Annotated in this window: 31 protein-coding genes and 1 pseudogene; 12 read left to right on the plus strand and 20 right to left on the minus strand. The window is 35.9% G+C overall.

Features of this window, described 5'->3' with window-relative positions; genetic code table 11:
• Positions 1–7 precede the first annotated feature (7 nt).
• The 4 genes from MKX49_RS21110 to MKX49_RS21125 all read right to left on the minus strand — a co-directional run bounded on the left by MKX49_RS21110 (position 8) and on the right by MKX49_RS21125 (position 2139).
• Positions 8–349, minus strand: a complete 342-nt coding sequence (locus MKX49_RS21110; RefSeq protein ID WP_283906170.1) for a hypothetical protein — start codon at positions 347–349, stop codon at positions 8–10.
• 220 nt (positions 350–569) lie between these two features.
• Positions 570–842, minus strand: a complete 273-nt coding sequence (locus tag MKX49_RS21115) for a hypothetical protein (protein ID WP_340877657.1) — start codon at positions 840–842, stop codon at positions 570–572.
• A 380-nt stretch (positions 843–1222) separates the two neighbouring features.
• Entirely contained in the window at positions 1223–1864 is a 642-nt protein-coding gene (locus tag MKX49_RS21120) for an HAD hydrolase-like protein (RefSeq protein ID WP_264639524.1), read from the minus strand.
• Between the two features lie 107 nt (positions 1865–1971).
• Complete coding sequence (locus MKX49_RS21125) at positions 1972–2139, minus strand: hypothetical protein (protein ID WP_336866845.1); 168 nt, start codon at positions 2137–2139, stop codon at positions 1972–1974.
• A 367-nt stretch (positions 2140–2506) separates the two neighbouring features.
• On the opposite strand from MKX49_RS21125, the gene MKX49_RS21130 reads away from it, so the two are divergent.
• Entirely contained in the window at positions 2507–2962 is a 456-nt protein-coding gene (locus MKX49_RS21130; RefSeq protein ID WP_264639525.1) for a YfmQ family protein, read from the plus strand.
• Positions 2963–3466: 504 nt separating this feature from the next.
• Here MKX49_RS21130 and MKX49_RS21135 read toward each other — a convergent pair.
• From MKX49_RS21135 to MKX49_RS21155, 5 genes and pseudogenes are all read right to left on the minus strand, one after another.
• The gene (locus MKX49_RS21135) at positions 3467–3832 is read right to left on the minus strand and encodes a cupin domain-containing protein (protein ID WP_336866861.1); all 366 of its coding nucleotides are present in this window, start codon (positions 3830–3832) and stop codon (positions 3467–3469) included.
• A 583-nt stretch (positions 3833–4415) separates the two neighbouring features.
• A pseudogene (locus MKX49_RS21140) lies at positions 4416–4565 on the minus strand (glutathione-dependent formaldehyde dehydrogenase); the annotation flags it as partial.
• A 107-nt stretch (positions 4566–4672) separates the two neighbouring features.
• Entirely contained in the window at positions 4673–4885 is a 213-nt protein-coding gene (locus MKX49_RS21145) for a hypothetical protein (RefSeq protein WP_336866843.1), read from the minus strand.
• 127 nt (positions 4886–5012) lie between these two features.
• Positions 5013–5450, minus strand: coding sequence for a VOC family protein (locus tag MKX49_RS21150; RefSeq protein ID WP_101224754.1), 438 nt, complete (start codon positions 5448–5450; stop codon positions 5013–5015).
• Positions 5451–5766: 316 nt separating this feature from the next.
• Entirely contained in the window at positions 5767–6126 is a 360-nt protein-coding gene (locus MKX49_RS21155; protein ID WP_034304541.1) for a winged helix-turn-helix transcriptional regulator, read from the minus strand.
• 244 nt (positions 6127–6370) lie between these two features.
• Here MKX49_RS21155 and MKX49_RS21160 point away from each other — a divergent pair, with 244 nt between their 5' ends.
• Entirely contained in the window at positions 6371–7105 is a 735-nt protein-coding gene (locus tag MKX49_RS21160; RefSeq protein WP_340877658.1) for an NADPH-dependent F420 reductase, read from the plus strand.
• A gap of 308 nt (positions 7106–7413) precedes the next feature.
• On the opposite strand, the gene MKX49_RS21165 is transcribed toward MKX49_RS21160, so the two are convergent.
• The 5 genes from MKX49_RS21165 to bla all read right to left on the minus strand — a co-directional run bounded on the left by MKX49_RS21165 (position 7414) and on the right by bla (position 11210).
• Positions 7414–7944, minus strand: coding sequence for an AAA family ATPase (locus MKX49_RS21165; protein ID WP_336867061.1), 531 nt, complete (start codon positions 7942–7944; stop codon positions 7414–7416).
• A gap of 674 nt (positions 7945–8618) precedes the next feature.
• Positions 8619–8825: a DUF6366 family protein gene (locus MKX49_RS21170; protein ID WP_289351021.1), complete on the minus strand. Its 207-nt coding sequence runs from the start codon at positions 8823–8825 to the stop codon at positions 8619–8621.
• 237 nt (positions 8826–9062) lie between these two features.
• Complete coding sequence (locus tag MKX49_RS21175; protein WP_207118140.1) at positions 9063–9488, minus strand: hypothetical protein; 426 nt, start codon at positions 9486–9488, stop codon at positions 9063–9065.
• Positions 9489–9629: 141 nt separating this feature from the next.
• Positions 9630–10031 carry a DUF6157 family protein gene (locus MKX49_RS21180; RefSeq protein ID WP_340877660.1) on the minus strand — a complete coding sequence of 134 codons (402 nt, stop codon included), beginning with the start codon at positions 10029–10031 and terminating at the stop codon, positions 9630–9632.
• Positions 10032–10262: 231 nt separating this feature from the next.
• The gene (gene bla / locus MKX49_RS21185) at positions 10263–11210 is read right to left on the minus strand and encodes a class A beta-lactamase (RefSeq protein WP_340877661.1); all 948 of its coding nucleotides are present in this window, start codon (positions 11208–11210) and stop codon (positions 10263–10265) included.
• A gap of 230 nt (positions 11211–11440) precedes the next feature.
• Here bla and MKX49_RS21190 point away from each other — a divergent pair, with 230 nt between their 5' ends.
• Both MKX49_RS21190 and blaI read left to right on the plus strand, forming a co-directional pair.
• Positions 11441–13252 (plus strand): BlaR1 family beta-lactam sensor/signal transducer, encoded by a 1812-nt coding sequence (locus tag MKX49_RS21190; RefSeq protein ID WP_340877662.1) that lies wholly within the window; start codon positions 11441–11443, stop codon positions 13250–13252.
• Entirely contained in the window at positions 13233–13613 is a 381-nt protein-coding gene (blaI, locus tag MKX49_RS21195; RefSeq protein ID WP_318293158.1) for a penicillinase repressor BlaI, read from the plus strand. The genes MKX49_RS21190 and blaI overlap by 20 nt, the downstream gene beginning before the upstream one ends.
• Before the next feature lie 296 nt (positions 13614–13909).
• Here the strand turns inward: blaI and MKX49_RS21200 are convergent, their stop codons facing one another.
• The 4 genes from MKX49_RS21200 to MKX49_RS21215 form a co-directional block, all read right to left on the minus strand.
• Entirely contained in the window at positions 13910–14107 is a 198-nt protein-coding gene (locus MKX49_RS21200; protein ID WP_340877663.1) for a hypothetical protein, read from the minus strand.
• A gap of 4 nt (positions 14108–14111) precedes the next feature.
• Positions 14112–14597, minus strand: a complete 486-nt coding sequence (locus tag MKX49_RS21205) for a helix-turn-helix domain-containing protein (protein WP_340877664.1) — start codon at positions 14595–14597, stop codon at positions 14112–14114.
• Positions 14598–14763: 166 nt separating this feature from the next.
• Positions 14764–15327, minus strand: a complete 564-nt coding sequence (locus MKX49_RS21210) for an MOSC domain-containing protein (RefSeq protein ID WP_340878590.1) — start codon at positions 15325–15327, stop codon at positions 14764–14766.
• Between the two features lie 113 nt (positions 15328–15440).
• A complete protein-coding gene (locus MKX49_RS21215) occupies positions 15441–15998 on the minus strand; it encodes a hypothetical protein (protein WP_063594844.1) in 558 nt (185 codons plus the stop codon).
• Positions 15999–16442: 444 nt separating this feature from the next.
• Here MKX49_RS21215 and MKX49_RS21220 point away from each other — a divergent pair, with 444 nt between their 5' ends.
• From MKX49_RS21220 to MKX49_RS21235, 4 genes are read left to right on the plus strand one after another with little or no spacing between them, the layout of a single operon-like run.
• Positions 16443–17174 (plus strand): IclR family transcriptional regulator, encoded by a 732-nt coding sequence (locus MKX49_RS21220; protein ID WP_063594845.1) that lies wholly within the window; start codon positions 16443–16445, stop codon positions 17172–17174.
• A gap of 33 nt (positions 17175–17207) precedes the next feature.
• The gene (locus MKX49_RS21225) at positions 17208–18395 is read left to right on the plus strand and encodes an MFS transporter (RefSeq protein ID WP_340877665.1); all 1188 of its coding nucleotides are present in this window, start codon (positions 17208–17210) and stop codon (positions 18393–18395) included.
• A gap of 14 nt (positions 18396–18409) precedes the next feature.
• Positions 18410–18865 (plus strand): heme-degrading domain-containing protein, encoded by a 456-nt coding sequence (locus tag MKX49_RS21230; protein WP_340877667.1) that lies wholly within the window; start codon positions 18410–18412, stop codon positions 18863–18865.
• A 15-nt stretch (positions 18866–18880) separates the two neighbouring features.
• Positions 18881–19171, plus strand: a complete 291-nt coding sequence (locus MKX49_RS21235; RefSeq protein WP_340877668.1) for an antibiotic biosynthesis monooxygenase family protein — start codon at positions 18881–18883, stop codon at positions 19169–19171.
• A 317-nt stretch (positions 19172–19488) separates the two neighbouring features.
• Here the strand turns inward: MKX49_RS21235 and MKX49_RS21240 are convergent, their stop codons facing one another.
• Positions 19489–20022 carry a DinB family protein gene (locus MKX49_RS21240; RefSeq protein WP_340877669.1) on the minus strand — a complete coding sequence of 178 codons (534 nt, stop codon included), beginning with the start codon at positions 20020–20022 and terminating at the stop codon, positions 19489–19491.
• 348 nt (positions 20023–20370) lie between these two features.
• On the opposite strand from MKX49_RS21240, the gene MKX49_RS21245 reads away from it, so the two are divergent.
• Genes MKX49_RS21245 through MKX49_RS21255 form a run of 3 tightly spaced genes read left to right on the plus strand, consistent with a single transcriptional unit; the run spans position 20371 to position 22593 of the window.
• On the plus strand, positions 20371–20913 hold the full coding sequence (locus tag MKX49_RS21245) for a sigma-70 family RNA polymerase sigma factor (protein WP_445670139.1): 543 nt from the start codon (positions 20371–20373) through the stop codon (positions 20911–20913).
• The gene (locus tag MKX49_RS21250) at positions 20903–21322 is read left to right on the plus strand and encodes a PadR family transcriptional regulator (RefSeq protein WP_340877671.1); all 420 of its coding nucleotides are present in this window, start codon (positions 20903–20905) and stop codon (positions 21320–21322) included. The genes MKX49_RS21245 and MKX49_RS21250 overlap by 11 nt, the downstream gene beginning before the upstream one ends.
• On the plus strand, positions 21319–22593 hold the full coding sequence (locus MKX49_RS21255; protein WP_340877673.1) for an FtsW/RodA/SpoVE family cell cycle protein: 1275 nt from the start codon (positions 21319–21321) through the stop codon (positions 22591–22593). Before MKX49_RS21250 ends, MKX49_RS21255 begins: the two co-directional genes overlap by 4 nt.
• Before the next feature lie 335 nt (positions 22594–22928).
• Here MKX49_RS21255 and MKX49_RS21260 read toward each other — a convergent pair whose 3' ends face one another.
• On the minus strand, positions 22929–23720 hold the full coding sequence (locus tag MKX49_RS21260) for a phosphotransferase (RefSeq protein ID WP_340877674.1): 792 nt from the start codon (positions 23718–23720) through the stop codon (positions 22929–22931).
• A gap of 200 nt (positions 23721–23920) precedes the next feature.
• On the opposite strand from MKX49_RS21260, the gene MKX49_RS21265 reads away from it, so the two are divergent.
• A complete protein-coding gene (locus tag MKX49_RS21265) occupies positions 23921–24412 on the plus strand; it encodes a hypothetical protein (protein ID WP_340877675.1) in 492 nt (163 codons plus the stop codon).
• The last annotated feature ends 197 nt before the right edge of the window (positions 24413–24609 follow it).

A 24609-nucleotide genomic window follows, 5' to 3' on the forward strand; every position in this document is an offset into this window, starting at 1 on the left:
TAAGGAGTTACCTTTTATTCTCGTTTAATTGCTTTAACCACTCTATAAACCAATCTTGAGGTAACTCTACTTTTGAAAGGTCTAAATTCTGCAATTCTTTTAATGAGTATGTATTTACCAAAAATAAATCCCATTGACATTCAATATCTCGTGCTATCCCAAAAGCCATTTCATCAAGTTCATTGGATGCTTTATCTTCCTCAAAAGCCATTGTAAAGTTATCACACCACTTAATAAACTCAAATTGTGAAAATCTGTTTTCTTTTCTACATATGGTTTTTAACAAGTTCTTTAAGTTTTCAGAAGAGAATGGAAAATCTATAGTGGTTTCATTCCAGTTCCAATTCATATAAACATCCCCCTATTATTCTACTCTCTGATTTAACATTTTCTTATACAACTAATTTTCCCCGTTAGTTGCATAAGAAAAAGCTGCCTTAAAGACAGCTCCGATCTTCAGCCAAAGCACCACACGTTAGTTTCTTAAGACTTATTGTAGAGTTAAACAAACTGTGCGATATATCTCTTAAAACGGAGGATTGGAAAATCCAACCCTTTTGCACTAAAGTTTATGGACCTTGTGTAAGTATAGCGATGATGTTATATAAGATTGGGAACATAAATAAAATGATGTTGAAAATTATTCCAACTAACGAAAGTTTATCGCGATTTATTTTATAGCCTACGAATCCCAATATAGCTCCTATTGGACACAGTATAAACGGAAATACGAGCGGCATTCCTTGAATTTTTAAGGATACAATATCAAGTAAAAAGTTAATGATCAATAATGTTAAAACAGACGGGATTAGAATGGATATAAGTCCTGGTATTTCTTGCACAACAATTGCCCCTTAATGATAATTTAATACTACCTAATTTTAACAAAAATAAGTGTGTTTGTGTAAATATCGAACTACGCAGTACGAATACACTGCGCTTGTTGTACTAACCTGCCCCGATAGTTCCATTGAAAAAGCTGCCTTAAAGACAGCTCCGATCTTCAGCTAGCGCACTTATTCGATCAACAAGGTTTTACCTTTTTCCACCACATGGCCTTTTAATTATGATACGGTTCACCGTACCTGTTCAAGCCGTGATTTTTTAAAACTGTCAGCCTTAATTTTACACTTCTATTTTTAATCGACACTGTTGAGGAAGCAGCTGCTTAATCAGCCTGAAACGTTTTTCAAAAGGCCACCAATTGGCGGCCTTTTAGAATTTAAACTAACTCTAAGATTTCTTTGAAGTTATTCACTACAAAATCTGCTTGTTTTAATTCATCTTCTTGGGCAAAGTCAAAGTTCACACCAACTGCGATAAGTTCATTATCCTTAGCAGCAGATATATCTGAAGACCGGTCTCCGACAACGTAACCTTTTCCAATTTGATTTTTATTTTTCACCATTTGCACTAAATCTGATTTATTCCCAGATTTAATTAGTTGGATACTATATGTATCTTGAATAAACCTATCCAAATTATAAGTTTCTACAATTGCTTGTAAATATTCTATCTGACCATTGCTGGCAATAAATAAGGGATACTTTTTACTTAACTCATTTAATGTGCTCTCCACACCAGCATATAATGCACCTTTTTGTGCTTGGATTAATTCTATAAGCTTTTTATGAAAAATCTCATTGCTCTTTACTCGTATTTCTAGTGAGTGGTTTGGGCAAAGTGTTTCCCATACAACCGGTAGTGGCACACCCATAATTCCCCTATATTGTTCAATCGGTGTTTTTTTATCCCATAAATTTTCTTTTCGTAGTACTTCAAATGTTGCTTCTAGGGCAGGTTCTAAAATTAAATTTGTTTGAAATAAGGTTCCATCCATATCAAAAATGATTGCTTTACTCATTGAAATTCCCCCTCAAATTATCTCTCATTAAAACATTTTTAAAAATGCTGCCTTAAAGAGTTCTGATCTTCAGCTAATGTCACCTGTTAATTCATTAAAGCTAGTTTTTATTTGTGATTTTTTAATTTTTGAACCTCTTCTTCTAGTTTATCTACCTTTTGTTGAAGTTCTTTCTTAGGTTCTAAAATTCTTCGACCTAATATAACGAGGAATCCGGTAATAGCAATAACTCCCCCAGCTGAAGCTATAATCAAAATCAAGGCAATGTCAAACATAAAACAACTCCTATTTTATTTTCTATACTGCAGGTAAACCACTTAATCACTATAATCAGGTTAATTTTACCATTAAAAACCCATTCGTTCTTAAACTATCGTGCCCCGTTAGTGCCATAAGAAAAAAGGCTGCCGCAGCAACCCTTGTAATTGAAATAAAGCACCCGTTATGAATACACTAATCTTCCCTTTTCAATATGAAAGGAGCTGCGGAAGCAACCCCCTGACCGTTATTTTATACCGCACGCCCCAAAAGGAAAACGTTACGAGAATGGACATATTTTCGAAAGAAAAAATGTCCATTCTTTTGGTAATATAGAGGCAGCTGTTTATAGAGGCATTTATAACATACGGAGATGATGAAAAAATGACAGGACCCGTTTTGATTTTGACCATTATTTTAACGATATTTAAACTAGTTGTTACCTGCCTTCCGACCGATGTCGTCAATTGGCTTTTGAATAAATTTAAGATGCATCCAACACTTAGTGTCGGGAATACCGTAATCACGATGGACGGAAAACGATTGGAAGGGGAAGAGAAGAACCAAGTGATTCAGGATGTTAACCACGCGATGGTTTTGAAGAAAAATCATATATTTCCTGGAAACGATTCCTTGTTTTTACATCCAGAGAGCGGTGTTAAGCCATTGGTCATCGATACGAAAAAAGGCAAAAAGGATATTCGGTTATTGGTGTTCGTGTACGGTGACCATGTGGATGTCGTAAAACAGGACAAGAAGAAGCTCGTGGCATATAGCATGCGTTCCGAAAGCCTCCAAGACCGTTCGATGATGAAGGGAATGGATGTAAAAGAAGCATAAAAGGAAGAAAAATGAAAACCACACCATGATGTGTGGTTTTTTGATTGGGAATTATTTATTTTCTGACACGACTTCTTCATCTCTTTTAAGGATGCCTTCATTTTTTGGCTCGCTCACCTAGATTGCGGTCTTATCAGTGAATCATAGGACTTTTCTCGAAGATAATCATTTCCCCCATTTCGCTCACCATCAATACCCTAAAAACTGCTCTGTTCGCTTTAATTTTTACATAGTATTCCAATTATAAATCCCTTATTCTAAAAAAAAATTGACACAAGAAGATTGTCTTTATTGACGACCTTCTTGTGTTAATTCTTCTTGAACTATCCTGCCTCGATAGATCAAGAAGAAAAAGCTGACTTAAAGACAGCTCCGATCTTCTGCTAACACACCCGTTAGTTCATTAAGAAAAGCGATTCTTATTAAAGAATCGCTCCCGTTGCGGAAAATATGTAACTTCCTTTTATATGTTGATCCAAAGATAGTAACTGGAAAATTATCGGTTTAAATCCATATATTATTTTCAGCAGTTAGTTTAAAATTAGTTTCACCAGTGTTGATTACACCTTTAGGCTCTACCAGCATTATATGGCATTCCTTTTCAGCATAAGGCTTATGCTCCACACCTTTTGGTATCACATACATTTCTCCTTTGGAAAGTTTAACCTCTCCATCGCGGAATGCGATGGACATCTCGCCGTCTATCACGATGAATGCCTCATCGGTGTCTTTATGATCGTGCCATACAAAATCCCCCTGAATCTTAACTAACTTAAACTGATAGTCATTCATTTCACCAATGACTTTGGGCGACCAGTGTTCACTGAATTTGGACAGTTTCTCGCTAAGATTAATAGCATTATAATTGATATAAATCCCCCCAGAACTATTCTTACCTTTATTTTACAACTTCCGTAGATTAATTACTATTTTGATTAAGACCTCAAAAGTTTCTGCTGATTTTCCACATAATGGTCCAATTGTTGAACAAAGACCAAACACTACTCTTGAATCAACCTGCCCCGTTAGTGCCTTAAGAAAAAGAGTTGCAGCAGCAACCTACCTTATTTGCACCTAGTTAAAGATTGATATACTTAATGATGAATGATTCCTGCCAATGTCAAGATAGGACTCAGACTTCCACTTTTCGCCTATCCATAAAAAAATTTTACAAAAAAAAAAGACTTCCATACACAGTATGAAGTCTTTTTGGAAGGCTCTTTTCGTAAAGATTGATGTTTTTAAAACGAAACTATTTAAGGTTGATTGGAGCGGAAGTGCGAGACTCCTGCGGGAGCAGCGGGACAGGTGAGACCCCACAGGCGTTTACGTCGAGGAGGCTCACCGCCCGCCCCGCGGAAAGCGAGCATCTGGAGGGGAAATCAACCACAACTCACTACCTGGTAAATAGCAACAAAGTATGTGAAAACAGCCTTTTGGAAAGAGAAGAGTATTACGGTTTTAAAACGACTTTTATACATTCATCCTCACGATTATTAAAAATTCGATAACCATGACTTGCTTCTTCAAGGGACATTTTGTGTGTGATAATATCTCTTGGGTCAAATTCGTTATTTGTTATTTTTTTAAACAATTCTGGCATAACCATTTCATAACCCTTACTGAAACTAAACTGACCTGCCCCCATAGTTCAACAAGAGAAATGAACAAGAAAAAGAACCCCTTTGCAATAAAGAAGTCCTTATTTATTCATTCAATTTCAGTTGCAAATTGAAACAATTCCGGGTGATCTGCCAAGTCTTGCATCGCTTTTTCTCTTTGTTTTTTGGCTGTTTCAATGTCATCTTCATCTAATGTGTCACTTCCAGGTAACAGAATAACTTCTTCATCTACTGGTACTGGCGCATTTGCTAAATCAGATTGGAAAGAAAAAAGACCAATAAAAGTGAATCCAAATAACATAAGGATTTTCTTAAATTTAATCTACCTCCTTAGGATATGTTTAATTATCCATTATTGGCCCTCTTATGGAGCTAATGCACCTGTTAATTCTTTAAGGGTACCACCAGCAACATTAATTACCATTAATTTATTTGATTTGCTCCGCCAACTCTAAAATAATTCCCTCTGGTCCACGACAGTAGCATAACTTATAACTATCTTCATATTGTTGTATCTCACTAAAGATTTCCGTACCTTTCTTTTTCAATTTGGCAACAAGGGCTTCAATATCTTCAACAGCAAATGCAATATGCCGGATACCCAGGGTATTTGCAAAAGGTTGCTGACTATCTTTTTCATCTGACGGCGTATAAAATTTAATTAGCTCTATCCATGCCTGACCGTCTGGCTTCCCCAATCCTACACATGCTACTTTAACGTCATTAAGCCCACTCATCTTATCCATCAATTCTCCTTCCATCTCCCATTCCCCTTGCACTTCTAGTCCAAAATCGAGAAAAAACTCTTTAGCAGCAGAGAGGTCATTTACGATTACACCTACATGATCTATTCTGTGGATCTTCATATTTCATACCTCCTTTGTTCTTGTTATTTTGCAATATCCGTATTCTTACATTCTAATTCTCGAAAAACAGAAAATATCCTTCTTGTTGAAGAAAGGCAAAGAGCACTCTTCAACTATCCTGCCCCTTTAGTTCCATAAGAAAAAGAGCTTTTGATCAGCTCTTGATAATGAGTAAAGCACCCGTTACTTTAAGTACATTTCCCCAAAATTTTTATCGTAAAAGAAAAAGCTGCGTTAGAACGATTTCTCCCGCAACTTTTACTTTATCTACAAATTTAGTTTTTGAAATCTGGGGTTAACGATGTGTTAGCTTTGGTTAGTCTACCTGCTCCCCAAACTTCTTCCCGAATTCTTCCATTAAATCAATAATAGGAATGAGTTCTTCCCCTTTTGAGGATAATGAATACTCAACACGAGGAGGAACCTCTGGATAAATTTTGCGATTAATTAAACCAGCTGTTTCTAGTTCTCGAAGTTGCTTTGTAAGAGAACCTTGTGAAATATCCCCTAAAAAAGCTTTGATTTCACTATAACGGCGCTCTTTGGACTTTATAAACCAAAGAATGAGATATTTCCAACGTCCAGATAGTATGTTTTGGGTATAGGCAATGCCATATACTTCTCTCTGTTCCTTTATACACTTTTTGTCAAATCCATCCTTACATATTCTAGACACCCATTCACCTGCTTTCTACTATTAGGTACAAAAAAATGTACTATGGCAATTTTTATTGCCTTCTTCAAAAAAATGAGAATTGGTTATATTCTAGTATATGTAATAAAAACACTCAATATTTTTTATATCTAATGAGATATGTTTACGGATTGATAAAGTGGTGATATTGATTCAGATAAAAATATCATTGTTAACTTTAAGCAAGCAGAATCTTTGATATACAAATTCTTTAGGAGGAGCAATGATGAAATTTGGAATTATAGGTGCTGGAACAATCGGGTCGATTATTTCTAAAAAATTAGTTAAGACTGGACATGAAGTCAAAATTGCAGATGCACGAGGAATTGAACATTTAGAAGGAAAAGAGCTTGCTGGAACACCTGTCCTTATAGAAGATGTAATGACCAATATTGAAGTTCTTATAATATCTCTCCCTTTAACAGCACTGCCAAGCATTCGGAATATTATCGAGCAAGTTGGGGAGGAAGTAATCATCGTAGATACTTCAAATTATTACCCTAGCAGAGACCAAAAAATTGCAGAAATTGAAAACGGGATGATTGAAAGTGTTTGGGTTTCCAATCAATTAGGTAAACCTATCATCAAAGCTTTCAACAACTTGTTAGCCCATACTTTAGAAAATGAGGGAACCCCCGAAGGTACTAGTGGACGCATTGCCATGGCGATTGCTGGTAATGACGTATCACAAAAACAAATAATCATGGATGTAGTAAACCAGCTAGGCTTCGACACAGTGGATAGTGGTTCTTTAAGTGATTCGTGGAGACAACAGCCGGGAACTCCTGCATACTGCACAGAACTAACAAAAGAAGAACTAACAAAAGCATTGGAAAAAGCCAATAAAGAAAAAGCCCCATTCCTACGGGATAAGGTTATAGAGAAGTTATCAGCTTCTAACTTCACCTCCCTCGCAAATAAAGATATCGTGAATATGAACAGAGAAATATATAATTCATAATTTAGGAATCCCATATTGATCATTGCTCTGGTATTTAATTTTAAATTGAATAGAAGACATAGGAAATTTGGAACCAAAATAGTGATTAAAATATTTGATCACTATTTTGGCATATTTTAAATCTCTCTGTTCATCCACCTTGGATGTAACACTTTAAAAATATTTATACGTTTTTAAATGACTTTATTGTACATTAAACAACTTTAATGTCACTTAACAGTATTCCTTATGGAATTATCCTGCCCCTTTAGTGCCATAAGAAAAAAAGGCTGCCTTAAGTCAGCTCAGATCTTTAGCTAATGCTCATGTTAGTTGAAGTAATTTTTAATTTCTTTCGTATTTGCCACAACTAATATCTTATTTTTGTATATCCCAAATTTATTATAGAAATTTGGTTTCCCTACTTCTTCAAAGTATCTATTCCACTTAAACATTTTAAAAAATATATTTAATGTGGGTTTATAGTTTGACCTTTCTAATCCAATCTTTTGTAAGATAAATCTTTTTATTATTCGATAGATTCTCACTGAATAATTTGTATCTAAGAAAATAATTAATTCCGCATTCCGAAAACTATTAGACACCCATTCTTCATTATGAACCCCCTCTACAATCCATGTTTCAGAATGAATAATAATATTAAAATGTTCTTCTCGTTCTTCTTCAGTTCTTTTAATATCTCCTGATTCATACCTTTTCCAAATAACATTATCTAATTCATAAAGTGGGATATTTAACTTAGAGGATAACTCTCTTGCTAAGGTTGTTTTTCCACTACCAACTGAACCTATAATATGTATTTTATTTGGAGTTTTTTTCAATAAGACCACCACCGTCATTAGAGTTATATATATCAAATTTATTCTATTTTTTTATTGGAATGTCCTCTTCCAACTTCTACTATTCTGCTCCGTTAATTCCATAAGAAAAAGCTGCCTTAAGACAGCTCTGATCTTCAGCAAACGCACCTGTTAGTGGATTAACTATTTATTTTCCAAAGAAAAAGAAATACAGAGCTAATAAATATATACAAATGTAAACCCAAGAACCCATTATCAAGAAAAAATTAAAACATCCTTTATTTTTTCTATTTAGTATTACATTTAAAATAGACACTATTACCACTAAAATATATAAAGGTGCTACCGCTAATTCTGAGATAAGTTCTGGAAAGGGCATTTCCATTAACTTATATTCCTAGGAGATACTTTGCTGTAAATCGGACTATCCGTGAAAAAACCTCTTGATTCTTTGTTTATCTGAAATTCTCCTTGAATTCCAGAAATATAGGCTTTCGTAAGTTCGTGGCCGCATTCGCTACAAATTTCCATTATTTATCATCCCTTATCCTTTCCTACCCGTATTACTCTCTTTTATACGATTCCTAAATTAATAAAGTTTCAATCCTTCTTCAGCAAACCTGCCCGGATAGTTCAATTAGAAAAGGAACTGCTGATCAGCTCCTAATAAGGCAGTAAGCACCCATTAGTTGAAGAAGGTTAAGTAAATTCTTTTAAGAAAACAGTTTATAAAAAACATATCCAACTATTAAAACAACAATTAATATTCCCGTCCCTTTCCAACCTAAACTGCCAACTAAGTCTGCTAGATTACCATTTCCATTAAATCCATCTTTTAATGTGCCTATTGGATTTTTTTTAAGTTCTTCTTGTCTTAACCTTTCTCTTTTTTCCTCAGGCGTTTCATGGTGATTGTTCAAACTAAGCACCCCCTACGAAAACCTCTATTTGAAGTTTTAGTTATTTACTGTATCTTGTAGTATTATGGCCCGTACCCTTTGTTGCGTTTGTGATCGTGCTAGTCAATTCAGTTAGCTTCACTTCTTTTCTGAAAAAAAGGGCAGCGGTGGAGCTTTTAATAAATTATACAAAAATACCTATAAAATCTTTTCATGATAAAAAGCTACCCATTAAGAGTGGGTAGCTAGTATTACATATTATTTGAAAACAATTTGTAGTTTTCCAGATACTCTTCCAGAAGAGTATCCATCTTTCACATCTACATAAAATTTACCAACTCTCATATCTGTGAATAATGTCTTTCCACCAGCTAAGCTATGATAGCCTGTGCACTTTCCAGTACTGGCATTGCAGAGACGGGACCATATGTTACTATAATTAGTCAACAACTTACTTCCGGAAGAAGTCTTTAAATAGATTGGGGAAACCAGTTCTACCTGTAAGTCACTACCTCTGTTAGGATTTCCAATTTCACCATCCCATTTTCCATCTTCTGTTTGAAAAGAATACTGAGGAACACTTGCTTGTGCAGAAGAATTACCTAATACCATTCCACCTACCAGAACTAACACAAACATACTTAAGATTGAAAATAAGTTTTTTATGTTATTTCCTCCTCCCATTTTATCCCTTTTATGATATCAGAATAAACTGATTATTAAAATGATTAAAAATGACTATACCTTCTTAGCTTCAACATCTTTTGGTTGCGTCATCTTCATCGTTTTACATTTCCAGTCACTACGTTTTGAACGATCCTGCATCTATTTTCTTTTGGAGCGCATGCCTTTAAGTTTTGTAATGTCATCTTGCTTAAGCAACTGGTTATACATTTCACTGTTAACATCATATATCGCAACTTTCCCTTGATTATTATAATGAATTCCCCAACCATAATTTTTCACTAAAGGAGAAGCCCTGAAACAAGCCTTGGATTTTGAAAAGAACTGTTCTCGAAGTTCAGCTGCATTTTCCGCTTCCAATTGATTTTTGATTAAATATGTTTTGAATTGGACGTCTTCTTGTGTAAATTTATAGGGGTTATTGTTAATTAAATCATGCTCGATATAAGCAATAGTGAGTTTACCGTTTTTGATGACAGGTACCTTTGCTGAAGAAACTTTTGAATCCTCTGAAATGGTAATAAGTGTGTTCTTATAACTCATATAACAACCTCCTTAGTCTACACACTATACAATACCATTATTTCCCTCCGCTATCCTGCCCCTTTAGCTCTATAAAAAAAGCGTCGCTTCGTTATGTCTCATAGCAATACAGATGATGAAAGGCTTTCGTTCATTAAAGGGAGTTGAAGAAGGGTCACCATAACAATCATTATAGGAATTAATCCACCAAAAAAGGCTACTTAACGTAACCTTTTTTAGTACAATCATTTTCTATTTACCTTTGACTTTAAGGGCCTTAATTACTTCTTCTGTTGCCTCAGCAATAAGCTCGTCGTTATAATCAGCCTCTTTTTCATCACGACTTGAAAGTACAGCAAGAACAATAGGATCTCCTTTTGATGGCCAAATGATCGCAATGTCATTTCGCGTACCATATGATCCTGCTCCAGTCTTATCAGCCACTACCCAACCTTTCGGCACTCCAGCACGAATTAACGCATCTCCAGTAGTATTTCTCTTCATCCAATCTATTAAAAGTTCACGTTTCTCAGTTGGAAGTGCATCTCCCAATGTAAAAGCCTGAAGACTAGTAGCAAGTGCTATTGGTGTACTCGTATCATGCGTTTCACCAGGATTAACTACATTTAAATCTGGCTCAATTCGCTCAGGGTTGGTAACATTATCTCCAATTCCCTCCAGTACTTTTTTAAATCCAGCCGGTCCCCCCAGTTGTTCAAGGATAAGGTTTCCAGCAGTATTGTCACTGTATCGAAGCGAAGCATCAGAAAGCTCCTTAAGAGTCATCCCCGTATCAACATGCTTTTCGGTTATCGGATTATAATTAACCAGATCCTCACTTGTATAGGTAATTCTTTGATTAAGGTCTTCTATCGATTTCTGTTGTAAAAGTGCTCCTACAGCCAGAGCCTTATGAGTAGATGTAAACGCAAATCGTTCGTTCTCATGAAATTCCACGGTTTCTTTCGTTCCTGTATCAATGGCATAGACCCCAAGCTTTGCATCATATTCCTTCTCAAGTTGTTCAAATTTCTTGATTGCGGCTTCTTTTGCCGTAATATTTTCCGATGTTTGGTTAGTTCCCCCGGTTTGTTCTGTTTCCGCTTGTTGTACAACCTGTTTTTCCTCATCTGAGCAGCCTGCAACCATAAGCACCAAGCCTATTGGTGCCAGTATTTGATAAAACCATCTTTTGTTCATAACTTAAACCTCCTAATTATTTGATTAGACTCTTATGTACGTATTGTAAAAACAACCTCATGCAAGGAGTTTTAACAGATTACGTTTGTAGTCTGATTACATCTGTAGTATAGTATTACATATGTAATCAAACAAAGTCAATTCTTTATTTTTTTACCATCAAGCCACTATAAATTTGCTATATACCTGTTTTTTAAATTTAAAAGTCAAGAGAGGTGGTATTGAAGGACATGTTTTTAACCTACTTTATAATAGGTCTATTGGTGTCTTCATTTTCCGTTACTGTTATCCTCCTTATACGAAAATGGTTTGGAAGACAATTAACAGCAAAATGGCACTATCATTTGTGGATGTTTCTTTTTATCGCTTTAGCACTTCCATTCATACCTACTGATTTATATAATTTTAGTTCTCTCTTTAGCAGCGGGGATATAAATCAGATTAATGCACCCAGCTCTAATATGGAAAAAACCGGGACTGATATGATGCAGGGCCTACACCTCATACAAGACTTTTCTGTATCGGTCAATCGGCCGGACCTGTCCTTACTTAATAGGGAAGTGATGGGTTTATGGATGTCAGGGATGCTTTTATTTACCTTTACTATGGTTCGTGGATGGCTCACAATCAGAAGGATAAAGAATTATTCTTCTCCGTTTTCCAATCAAGAAGTTCTCGTGCTTTTCGAAGAATGCAAGAAAAGACTACAGATAAAAAAACCAATAGAGATTGTTATTTCGAATAGAGTCCAATCTCCAATGATATTCGGGCTTTTTCAAACATATATCGTCTTACCTTCTCAGCATGAAAACTGGCTTAGCTTGAAAAATTACGAGTATATCTTTCTTCATGAACTGAATCACTATAAAAACAAGGATTTGCTGACAAATTACGTGATATTGTTCTATCAAATCATATATTGGTTTAATCCCCTTGTTTGGCTTGCTTTTAGAGAAATGAGATTGGATCGGGAAATCGCATGTGATACATCTGTTTTACAGTTACTGGATGATCATTCCATTAGTGATTATGGAAATACTATCATTAATTTTTTGGATCTTTCAAAACGATCAAGTAATCTACAGTTGGTGACACAATTAAACGGTTCGAAGCTTCAAATCAAAAAACGAATTGAACAAATTTCTGCCTATAAGCATTCCGCAAAAAAATCAATAAGAAAAAGCGTCTTCATTTATGTGTTGGCCAGTATCATTTTGACAATCCAATTACCTTTCGTTTCCGCATTTGCGACGGAAAACGACCGATACTATTTTAAAAATGACGGAGTAGTTCATGAGGATTTACATCAATTCTTTAAAGGGTATGAAGGAAGCTTTGTTTTATATGATCATAACGCACAGCAATATCGCATTTATAATGAAGAGAAAAGCACTTTGCGGATATCACCTGATTCCACATACAAAATCTATAGTGCCTTATTTGCTCTAGAATCAAATGTGATATCACCCGAAGAATCCAAACTTTCATGGGATGGGACGGAGCAACCCTATGAAGCTTGGAATATGGATCAGGATGTCTCATCTGCTTTACAAAAATCTGTAAACTGGTATTTCCAAGAATTAGATCGTAGAACAGGATTTGAAACCATTCAATCCAATCTACAAGAGATAAACTATGGAAATTCCGATGTATCTGGGGAATTAAGTGAATTCTGGAACGAATCCTCATTAAAAATTTCTCCAGTCGAACAAGTCCAACTGCTGCAAGCCTTTTATAACAATCAATTTGGATATAAGGAAAGGCATATCCAAGCCGTGAAGGAGGCACTACTCTTAGAAAAGAATGAAGAAGCTCGCCTATCAGGAAAAACAGGCACAGGAGCAGTGAATGGAAAAAACATCAATGGTTGGTTTATCGGGTATGTAGAGACGAAGAACAACACTTATTTCTTTGCTACCAATATACAAAATGAAGATGATTCTTCTGGAAGCAAAGCGGGAGAAATCACTTTATCAATTTTAAAAGAGTTAGGAATCTATAATGAAAATGAAGGGGAGAAATATGGAAAAAAACATTCCTAGTATATCAGAATCAGAATGGGAAATCATGAACGTACTTTGGGATAAAGCCCCTCAAACAGCGAATGACATCATACTTTCCTTACAGGAAAGTACCGATTGGAAACCGAAAACCATACGGACCCTTCTCGATCGATTGGTTCAAAAAGATGTAGTAGGTGTCAATAAAGATCAAAGAGTTTACACCTTTTACCCGCTCTATTCACAGGAAGAGTGCCAGCGTGCAGAGACCGAATCATTTATCAACCGTATCTATGGAGGGGCCATGAAATCCATGCTTGTCCAATTCATTCACGAAGATACCCTATCTGATGATGATATCAATGAACTACGCACTATTTTAAATAAAAAACCCAAAAAGTAACCCTATTAAAAAAGTCGATTTGGAAATTAAACACCTATAAGAATAAAGAAAGCCTTCAATCCTTGTTATGTAAGGAAGGAGGCTTTCTTTTATTTGAGTTATTTTTGACTTTTCTCTATTTTTCAAATGGAATTCGGGGATCTTCGTCTTTATATCGAGAATAAGTCGTGCCTGCGCTTTCCATTTCTGAGCATTGTTCATTACTGCAAGCAAACAGATAAGTTTGTATGTCAGTACGGACACTTACTTCAAAATAGTAGGGGAACTTTCCACCTTTATTTTTATCCATGTTTGCATCAAGCAATAATATTCTCTTTTTCTGCTAACTTTTTATACTCTTTACTCTCAACTGTTTTCAGCACCATTTCACTTAAAATAACCTGTTCACTTTCCGACGGTTCATACGCTTGTTCAAAAATAAACCATCTACCAAATAAAAACAAATTAAACCCTATACTGATTATCAAAATTGTGTATAAAATCTTATTCTTCATATATTCACATTCCTGTACCTTTGTCTATCTCGATAGTCCCCGCCTCCTGTAATTCATTTAAACGACTTAAACTCTCTTCTTTATTAAAAGAACTATGCCAACGATAATCATATTGATCCAATATGCGGTAATGGTTACTAATCAAATTTTGTTGCAATCGAAAATCCTCTCTATACTCGATTTCTTTCCACCATATCTTACCACCCATTGTTTTTTCTTTAGGCGTACCACCATTTTTGCTAGCAATTAACTGAACAAAATCTACTGGATTGTCACCTATTGATGATATCAACAATTCGCTATGATTAAACAAAGCACAAAATGCAACAACGGTGGTCCAATTGGCTTCTGTTCTTCTTTTTTCAATTTGAACTAGTGTTTTTTTTGAAATTCCTAGAATTTCAGACATCTTATCTTGAGAAAAACCTTGTTCTGTTCGGACAAGTTTCATTTTTTCTGATATTAAATTGATGAACTCTTCTTTTTCCATATATACTAAATACTCCTTTTTAGTGTAATTTTACACTAAAAGTATTATTTTTCAATAAAAAATACCCTTTTTGAATAAAAAGCAACTTTAAAACACAAAGAAAAAGGCTGCCTCAGCAACCCCCTAATGGTTTTAAATAAAATAAAAACAGTTTTGTTAGAAAACATTAAACCCTCTCAAGTGGTGCATGAGGTAAGGGCGGTAATTGAATTCTAACTTGGTCTCCGGGGTGAACCTCACCACTTTCCAAAACTATGCTCATGATTCCTGCTTTACGTATCAAGTTCCCATGCTGATCCCGGTCTAAAACAGCGTTCATTAGTCCAGATTTAAATTGATCAATTTGGGCACAGGGATTTCGCAAGCCTGTTACTTTAATAACTGCTGTTTCCCCAATATACAGTATCGAATCCTTCGGTAATTCAAGCAGATCGATACCTTTTGTCGTAATATTTTCACCCATTTGTCCAGCTGCAACATTAAACCTTTCCTTCAATTCATCTAATAATTCTGAGTGAATTAGGTGAACTTGCCTTAAGTTAGGTTGATTGGGGTTAGCCGCTACACGTGAACGATGCTTAACGGTTTTACCTAAATGGGCATCTCCTTCAACGCCCAAACCTTTCAACAGTTTTATGCTATTGCAATTTTCCTTACTGAATGTGTGTTTATCACTTTTACTTACAGCGATAACTATTCCACTGGCCGAACCCATTTTTTCGTCATTCATTTTCATTCAACTCCCCCTAATACTTATATTTGATATATTTATGCCACTATCCTGCCCCTCTCAATAAACTGCCTTAAAGTTCAGCTAAAGCACCCCGTTAGTTCTATAAGCTCTTAAAGTCCACCATCTAAACCGTCAATTTTCACTCCTCTACTCCAATCTCGATCGATTTTCAATTCATTATTTGTAGTGGATATGGTTAGTTCTCCTTCTTTCTCATAAATCTTAGATTCGTTCTCGTCATAAACTTTAAATTTCGTTGTATATAAGTAATCTATTGTTCCATCATCGTTTTTGCTTTGTTCTTCAAGTTTCACATCTTGTACTTCAATACTTTTATTAATTTGATTGGATACCAATTCTGGTATTTGAAATTTACGGTTAGCGATTTCTGCATCATATTGTTCTTCTGATAAATATTCTTTAATATTTTCTGCGATTTCATCAAAAGTTGGGGGATTGGATGGATCTTTAATGGTATATAGTTCTGTACTATAATCTTTAAATAATTTTTCTGCCTCTTCTACATTGACCACATTTTGTTCTTTAACAGGTTTCCCCTCTTTTTCCTCACCCTTTTCATTGACCGCAGCCTTGTTACAAGCAACTAAACCAAGAAACAATACCAACAAAAACAATAAATAAAGAATTTTCCTTAAGATAGCCGCCACCTCATTTCCTTCAAATGTACATACACTCTACATATTCTATACAAATTGTGAATTACCCTTGTTGAACTAATCTGCCACTATAGTCTATAAGGAGTACAGTCAGGAATATGCGGATTTACAACGCTAAGCAAATTTTCAAGCCGATTACCCAGATACAACACGATAGCTTAAAGAAAAACGGAAATAGTAGCTGACGGCTACCACAATAAATTTCCTATTTGAATTGTTTTCTTTAAGAAATATCTCCTGTGTAATTCTCCTCGCTGCTCTACAAGATAAATAATTCATTTCATATTTTGTGAATACTACATCTAAAAAGGTGAATGTCGAAATACTATCGTTATATTTAAGGATTTGTTTCAATTATAGAAACTTTTATTCATTTTTTGATTTTTATTTCTCAACATTTTATTATGAACAACGTAAGAAAGAGAGGTGAATCCATTGAAGCAATACGAAGTAGCTACACTGAAAAAAGGACTTCTAATTTTAGATGCTTTACAGGAAAAAGCTATGACACTTAGCGACGTAATACAAACATTCTCATTTAATAAATCAACGGCTTTTCGATTGTTATATACCCTTGAAATAATGGGCTATGTCAAAAAAATTGATAATTCCTATAGTCTTACTAATAAAATGGGATCTTTATCCACTTCCTATAACTCAAAAGCGAATTGGTTATCGGTTCCGCCATTACATGAATTGAGTAGAGAAGTTGGAGAAACGGCCTATGTTGGAATCCTTTATGGAACGGATGTAGTCACAGCACAAGTTGTTGACGGCCATCATTCTATGAGGGCACACTCAGAGGTTGGTGACCGGGCTCCTGTCCACTTAAGCGCTCTAGGAAAAGTCATATTAGCCTTTTTAGACAAAACCAAGCTCGAAAGAATCCTTAAAGAATTAACATTAGTGCAAAATACAAAAAATACATTTGCAGACTTACATTTATTAAAAGAACACCTAAAGGTCATTCGTAAGCAAGGATACGCAGTAGATGACGAAGAGACAGAAATAGGTTTACGCTGTATTGCTGCTCCTGTCATCTTTGAGGGAAATATGATTTCAGCAGTTGCGATAGCTGGTCCAGCCCTTCGGTTGAATAAAAAATTAGATAAAGCTTTAAGTAAAAAACTTATTCAATGTAGTTTGCGTATATCGAAAATGCTTTGATGGAAAAACATCATTATTATAGAGGTGGTAAATATGAAAGGAATGTCAACAAAAGTATATATCGCCTTACTTTCTTTGGCTATTAGTGCATTTGCTATCGGAACAACCGAGTTTGTAATTGTAGGCTTACTTCAAACTGTCGCTGATGATCTATCTATTTCTGTGACAAAAGCTGGTACTTTAATTTCTGGTTATGCAGTAGCTATAGCTGTTGGAACTCCGATTGTAACAGCTATTACAGGGCGCATTCCTAAAAAAGGCTTTTTACTCATCTTAATGGTGATTTTCATATTGGGTAACGCAATGTCAGTCATTGCCGAAACATATGAAATATTAATGATCTCACGGGTTATTACTGCTATCGCTCATGGTGTGTTTTTTGCTATTGCAGCTACAGTCGCTGCCGATATCGTACCAGAAAACAAAAAAGGAACAGCTATTTCAATTATGTTTACAGGATTAACAGTCGCAACCATAGCAGGTGTTCCAATGGGGACTTATATTGGACAACACTTTGGTTGGCGCGCTACATTCGGTGCGGTAACTGTACTCGGCATTATTGGACTAATTGTAAATGTATTTGCCGTTGATAAAGTGAACAGACAAACAAATCCCCCTACTCTAAAAGATGTAGGGCAACTTGTGAAAAATCAACGTATAATACTCGCATTATTAATGACTGCCCTAGGATTTGGTGGAACCTTTGCATTGTTTACCTATCTCGCCCCTATTCTCCAAGAAATTAGTGGCTATTCATCAGGATCTATTTCATTGTTACTTTTAGTTTATGGGGTTGCCGTGGCAATTGGAAACATAGTAGGTGGAAAATTGGCAAACCAGCATCCTGTTAAATCGTTACGTTTTGTATTTTTATTCCAAGGTATTGTACTTATATTACAAATGGTACTACTACCTAGTAAAGGATTAAGTATCATATCTATTATTTTGTTAGGTTTATTTGCATTTATGATGTCTTCAGGTGTTCAAGCATACATTGTAACGCTTGCTGAAAAATTAGTACCTTCTGCAAAAGATATTGCCTCTGCATTAAATATATCAGCTTTCAATGTAGGGATTGCTGCAGGATCTACCTTAGGTGGTGTAGCAGTAGACCATTTAACATATTTAGATACGGCATGGATTGGTGCCATTATGGTGGCATTCGCATTTCTTCTATCCGTACTGAATTATAAATTAGATAAAAAACAAAATTTATTTTAAGGGAGAGTTTATTTATGAACTTACAACAACTTGATAACGTAGAAAACGACTTACAATTTGATACATTTACAAATGAAGATTCTCTAAATCTGGGCATGACATTAATTGATTATGCAAAAGAAAATAATAAAGCAGTAGCTATTCATATTGAACGTAATCGAGTACCTTTATTCACCCACCTAATGGATGGTACATCCGAAGAAAATGTATTCTGGCTATATCGAAAAAAACGCATAGTGGATCATTACAACAGAAGCTCCCATTATATTAGAGCAAGATTCGAAGAGCAAGGTACGACTCATGATGAAAGCTCCCTTCTTCAATCATCAGACTATCAAGCTGTAGGCGGCTCTTTCCCTATTCGTATTAAAGGGGTAGGCGTAATTGGAACTGTAACAGTAGCAGGGCTTACACCTCAACTTGATCATGATTATGCTGTCGAGGGAGTAAAACGTTTCTTAAAAAAATAAGGAGTTAATGAGCGAATGGTTATCGAACATGCGATGTTAACCATCAAAGAAGAGTTAGTGGAAGAATTTGTACAGACAATTAACAAAGCATTCCCCATTTTAAGCAGTTCTGAGGGGCACTTATCTCACAAACTGCTTCGAAATAAGGAGAAGCCAACTCATTTTATACTCGTTGTTCATTGGAATGGTTTAGAAGATCATCTGGATGGTTTCGTGGGGAGTGCTAACTTCAGGAAATGGGACTCAATGCTTAGACGCTTCTTTGATAGTCACCCAAAAGTCTTGCACTATATAGAACATGATTAATAATAAGAGCCTGGCTAGTTATAGCCAGGCTCTTACTTTATCTAATAGGGGTAACGTCGGGATTTGACGATTTTAAAACGTTAAGAACTATATCAATGTCTCTTAGTGCGTTATAGATAAAACTCTATTATGTGTAATCTCGATAACAAAGGCCCCTCTATAACAATAAACTGCCTTAATGTCAGTTCCGGCCTTTAGCTAAAGGACCCCGTTAGTTCTATAAGGGGGATTTATAACGTTAAGGAAAATTCCAATATTAAAAAGCCCAATTTCTCAGCATTAAAATTGAGAAATTGGGCTTTTTTCGTTCCTCTTACTTACTTACTTACTTTTAAAAGAAACTGATCGATACGTTCTTTTTGCCGTAAGTGGTGCCGGAAATGCATTTCGATTAGCTGAAAATATTCCTTTGCATTTAAATATCCCATTCTCCGGTGCTGAACTTTCTGGCTGGCCGGAATGTCAGAGAGCTTTCTCTCTATCTTTTGCATTTTCTCAACGATTTGAAGCAGTCCTTCCTTTACTTCTTCTTTGCCTGTAGGATTTGGCGGTGTGAAATCCGGTGTATCCGGACCTTTTAACCTGATTGGGGGAAACGTCCCTTCTTTGAAAATCGATTCGCCTATTTCTGTTTTTTCACCGCCATCGGAAGTAGCGCCATTAACACATTGTTCAATGGCTTTCAAATGAAGATGAAGGGTGCTCTTTATTAAATGATTGTACATTTGTCCTAATGACCATTCATCCTCAGAAGGCTTTCTCGTAAACTCATCCAGCGAATATTTACTTAACTCTTCAATATAGTATGCAGACAACTGTTCGAATCGCTTCAATACCTCTTTTGTATCCAATAGATCTCCCGCTTTCTTTATAATTATTCTTTCTCTCTAATGTTGAGTAGTACGTCCAAATGCTAAACTAAACATCTTCTTACATTAACTTCGACTCACTTACAAATAATCCCTTCTCTCCTATTCAAGAAAGTAGTGATTTCGGTTTATCATGTTTATAAACGGTTTAACTTTTCTGATTGGATTTTGTCAGGGAAGGATATATTCTACTATTCCTGTTCTGATTCTTAATATGTTTTCAAGATTTTCAGTTGTACTCCATAGTAACAAAGGGATAATTTTTAAAAAAAGAAAACCTTCATATAAGTACTATCGTCTATATATCTAGGGAAGGAAGTGTGAACTGTTTTGGAGGAGTTTGTGTTGAAATGGTCTCAAAAGAAAGATGACGAATCCTTACTTGATGAAATGATGTCCCTTTATGGCCAGGATATTCTGCAATTGGTCTATTCCTATGTAAAAGATGCAGTTGTTGCAGAGGACCTGACACAGGAGATTTTCATCAAATGCTATAAGGCTCTGCCCACGTATAACCAACAATCAAATATAAGGACGTGGCTTTGGAGAATTGCTATTAACCATTGTAAGGATTATAGGAAAAGCTGGTACTTCCGAAAAGTTTCGACTGCGGAAAAGGAGCAAGATTGGACTTCTACCGATAATGTGGAAGAAGAGGTCATTCAGCAGGATGAAGACAGGCAGCTTGCTGTTGCAGTTATGGAGCTGCCCATCCAGTATCGTGAGCTTATTTATCTCCATTATTTTCAGGAAATGAAGCTCAAGGAAATTTCTGAAATTACCGGAGTCAAACTGGGAACGGTGAAGACCAGGATGCGCCAGGCGAAAAGAAGGTTAAAAACCTATTGGGAGGAATCCACCGATGGAAGATAAATTAGCGCGTTTGAAATCGGCTATGAAAAAGCATACATTTCGTGATTTAAAATTCACGGAAAACCATAGACACTCCATCCATACTGCCATCGAAAAGCAGGATGTGAGTAGTGAAGACATTTTGAATGGTATTTTCAGATCATTAGATGAGGAGAAAAGTGGCTATCAGATTAACGAATCTCTTTACCAGAAAGGCATCCGGAAATTTGAAAATAACGAAGGCTCCTTATATGCTGTCTTGCATGAGCTTGAGAAGGAAGGCTGGATCCAGTCTTTTTGGGAAACGGAAGAAAGAAAGCTCTATTCCTTGGATGAACGTGCGAAAAAGTGGCTAAAGAAAAAGGAATCTAAAAGTGGTTCCGCCTCTGCTCGTTGGCGGATAGCGCTTGAAGGAGGAGGAACCGATTGAGAAGCAATCATTTTTTAGATGAGGTTTCGTCATATATCCGATCAAAAGAAGCAAAAAAATATATAGAAGCTGAATTAAAGGCCCATTTGCATCAAGCTAAAACTGAACTTGTCAAAAAAGGATATACAGAAGATGAAGCAGAGGAACTGGCTGTCCGAAAAATGGGAAGTCCCGCTGACATTGGACAGAAGATGGACAAGCTGCACAGGCCGAAGGTTGATTGGAAGCTAATGAGCATGTTTCTATTCATGTCAGCTGCGGGTCTGTTTTTGTTTTGGTTCTTATTTAAGAATGGTAATTCCTTTTCCGTGCTGAAGCAGGTATATTCTGTCACAGGAAGTGTCATTTTGGCCTGTGTCCTTCTTTTTTTCGATTATCGGAAACTTCAGAGATGGGGCTGGGCTTTCTTTACGATAGGATGTCTGATTCTTGTTCAGTTCCATTATTCCAATGTTTTAGTGAACGGCAGTCCTCGTATTAATATTATGGGTTTATTTTCGGTCGATTCTAATGTGGTTCTGCCGCTTTTACTGCTTGCCTGGGCCGGAATGCTGCAATCAAAAAAGATGAATGTTTATTTGGCTGCCATTTTATACATTTGTTCAGCCTTTTTGTTTATGGTTACAGTCAACTTGCAGGCGGTGGCGCTTTATTCATTGATGGTCGCTGTCATGGTCTGGAAGAGCGGACTAAATAAAAGGAAAATCCTTATCACTGCAGCGGTCCTGCTTACTACATGTGTTTCACTTCTGCTTATATCCTTGAAAAATATAAGGGCCTATCAATTTGAGAGACTTTTTGCCTTCGTTACGCCTGAAAAATTCAGTGAGACATCGGGGTATATATATTTGAAACTAGAAAGGCTAATTGAGGATGCCGGATGGTTTGGCCATTTTGGTTCCCTTGGAGCATTTGATTTTTCTAATGAAATGATGACGGATTTCATCTTTGTAACCATTACCTATACGCTTGGCTGGACCGGGGCATTGCTCATTGGTCTGCTGTTTTTATGGATGATCTGGCGAATTTCCCTTATATTCCAAACGGTGAAAGACCCATTTGGGAAAATGCTTGTTTCTGGCAGTTTCGCCATATTCACTGCACAGGTAACTGTCAGTATCGGAATGTCTCTCGGCTTATTACCAATAATAAGCGTATCCCTGCCATTTATGAGTTATGGTGCATTATCAGCGATGATCAACGCCTTCTTGTTTGGTCTGGTTTTAAGTGTGTATCACAAAAAAGATATGATACGGATGAAGAAAATATGAGAATATGGTTCTGTAGCTCGTACTCTCTTTTCTGAAGAAACCAGGAAAGGGCAAAGGCATGAAGTTTTCAAAGATGCGATGAATCATGAGGATAATTATCAGGTGAAAAATCCCCTTAGAGTTGAATATATAGGTGCTGATTAATGATCATAAGTCCATTTATAAAAATATAGAACTAATTAAGATCCATGTGTAATTTTAGAATCAAGACTGATCAAAATCCTCTCCTGAACCACATATTAACGTAAATAAAAAGAATCCATTTTGAAAAAAGTTTGATCGAAATGGATTCTTTTCTTGTGTAAAGCACCCGTTAATTAAACAATAACCCACCCTTACATCCACTCTTTTCCATGTTTCCGAATGAAATTAATATCGTTTTGATAATGTTCAAGATGCCCTTCCTCTATCATCTTTTGAAAAGCAATGTCCCCTTCACTGGCTTTTCTTGTAATTGTTTTACATAACCCTTCTAATCGCAGCAATACCATTTCCAAATAGTTTGCTTCTATTCCCTCACCGTAAGATTCAAGAAACAATCTGACTCTTTGTTTTATACGGGTGCCATGCTGTAATGAATGGTAATAAACTTTCTCACCTGCTTCAGAAAGATGAAATCTGCTTAAGGGAACGCAAGTATACAGTGTGTAAGCTATGTCCCAAAGTCTTGGACCAGGTCCAGCAACATCAAAATCAATAATACCCATTGGTTTTTTATGATTAAAAATAATGTTGTACATGGCAAAATCATTATGGCACAGCACCTCAGGTTGTTGTGGGGTGTTATCTATCGGTTGCCAGCTGTCATCAAATGAAAAATCACTGACAGAATCATGATAAAGACGGAGCATTTTCGCTATTTCCATTAAGACATCATCTGACCACATGTATTCCTTTAAAGGATAATTACCAGCTTCTCCTTCAATAAATGATAATATTTCTCTTCTTTTTTCATCAATACCTAAAAACTTTGGTGCATAACTGAAACCTTTATTCTCCAAATGCTTTAATAGCTTATGAATCTTGGGACTATCAGGCTTTAATTCCCGTCGCACAGTATCTCCTGAACGATAAACTTCAGAAACATTCCCTCCTGTTAGCATTTCTTCATTATCAAGGTTTGACATCTATGGATCCCTCCCTAATATGACTTTCTATAACACGTAAAACAATTCCTGTTTGTAACTGCCTTATAGACAGTTACGATTCACAAAACATTACTTAGAAATATTCATAGACGGATCCGATAAAGGCCGGGAATTTAGTAAATTTGTACAAGCATGTTTTGTTTTATCTCATATATATAGTAGAAAAAGGAGTGATATTTATGAATTTAAGTAATGATTTTTTATGCCGTCATAATCCATTCTGCGGTCATAATTCATCCAGCCATGATAAATCATCCTGCCATGATAAATCATCCTGCTGTGATAAGTCATCCTGCTGTGATAAATCATCCTGCCATGATAAATCATCCTGCTGTGATAAGTCATCCTGCTGTGATAAGTCATCCTGCTGTGATAAAGCAAAGGACAAAGGGCATAAACAAAAAAGATTTTCGCCAATCGGACAAGCATGTCAGACCCGACAACAAATAAGTGAGTTTTTAAGAAATTCTACCATAGGTTCAATCATTGGATTCACTACAACCGCTGAACCATTTAAACCTATATTTGTAGAGTTACGCAGTTTTGATGCTGTTACCGGACAAGTGATAGTTACTGACAGAGCAATGGGTAATTTCACTATTAGCCTTTCATCTATTTGTTCCGTTAAAACGATTTGTCCCGCTACAACGCAACCGATGTTTAATGCTTAAGACTTTATAGAGGATTGGGAAAAAATTAAAAACTCCCCTATGGGAGACGGGGGTCAGGAAGTTCTGAATGACTCCTTCATATTCTTCTCCATTCCAAGCAGGATAAAAAAAGGCAATTAATTTATTAATTGTCTTTTTGCTGTTTTGTTAGTGTCATAAACGCACGCCCCCTACTTAGCCTGCTCCAGGAAATAAAT

The sequence above is a fragment of the Peribacillus sp. FSL M8-0224 genome (genome assembly GCF_038003055.1).
Classification (GTDB): domain Bacteria; phylum Bacillota; class Bacilli; order Bacillales; family DSM-1321; genus Peribacillus; species Peribacillus frigoritolerans.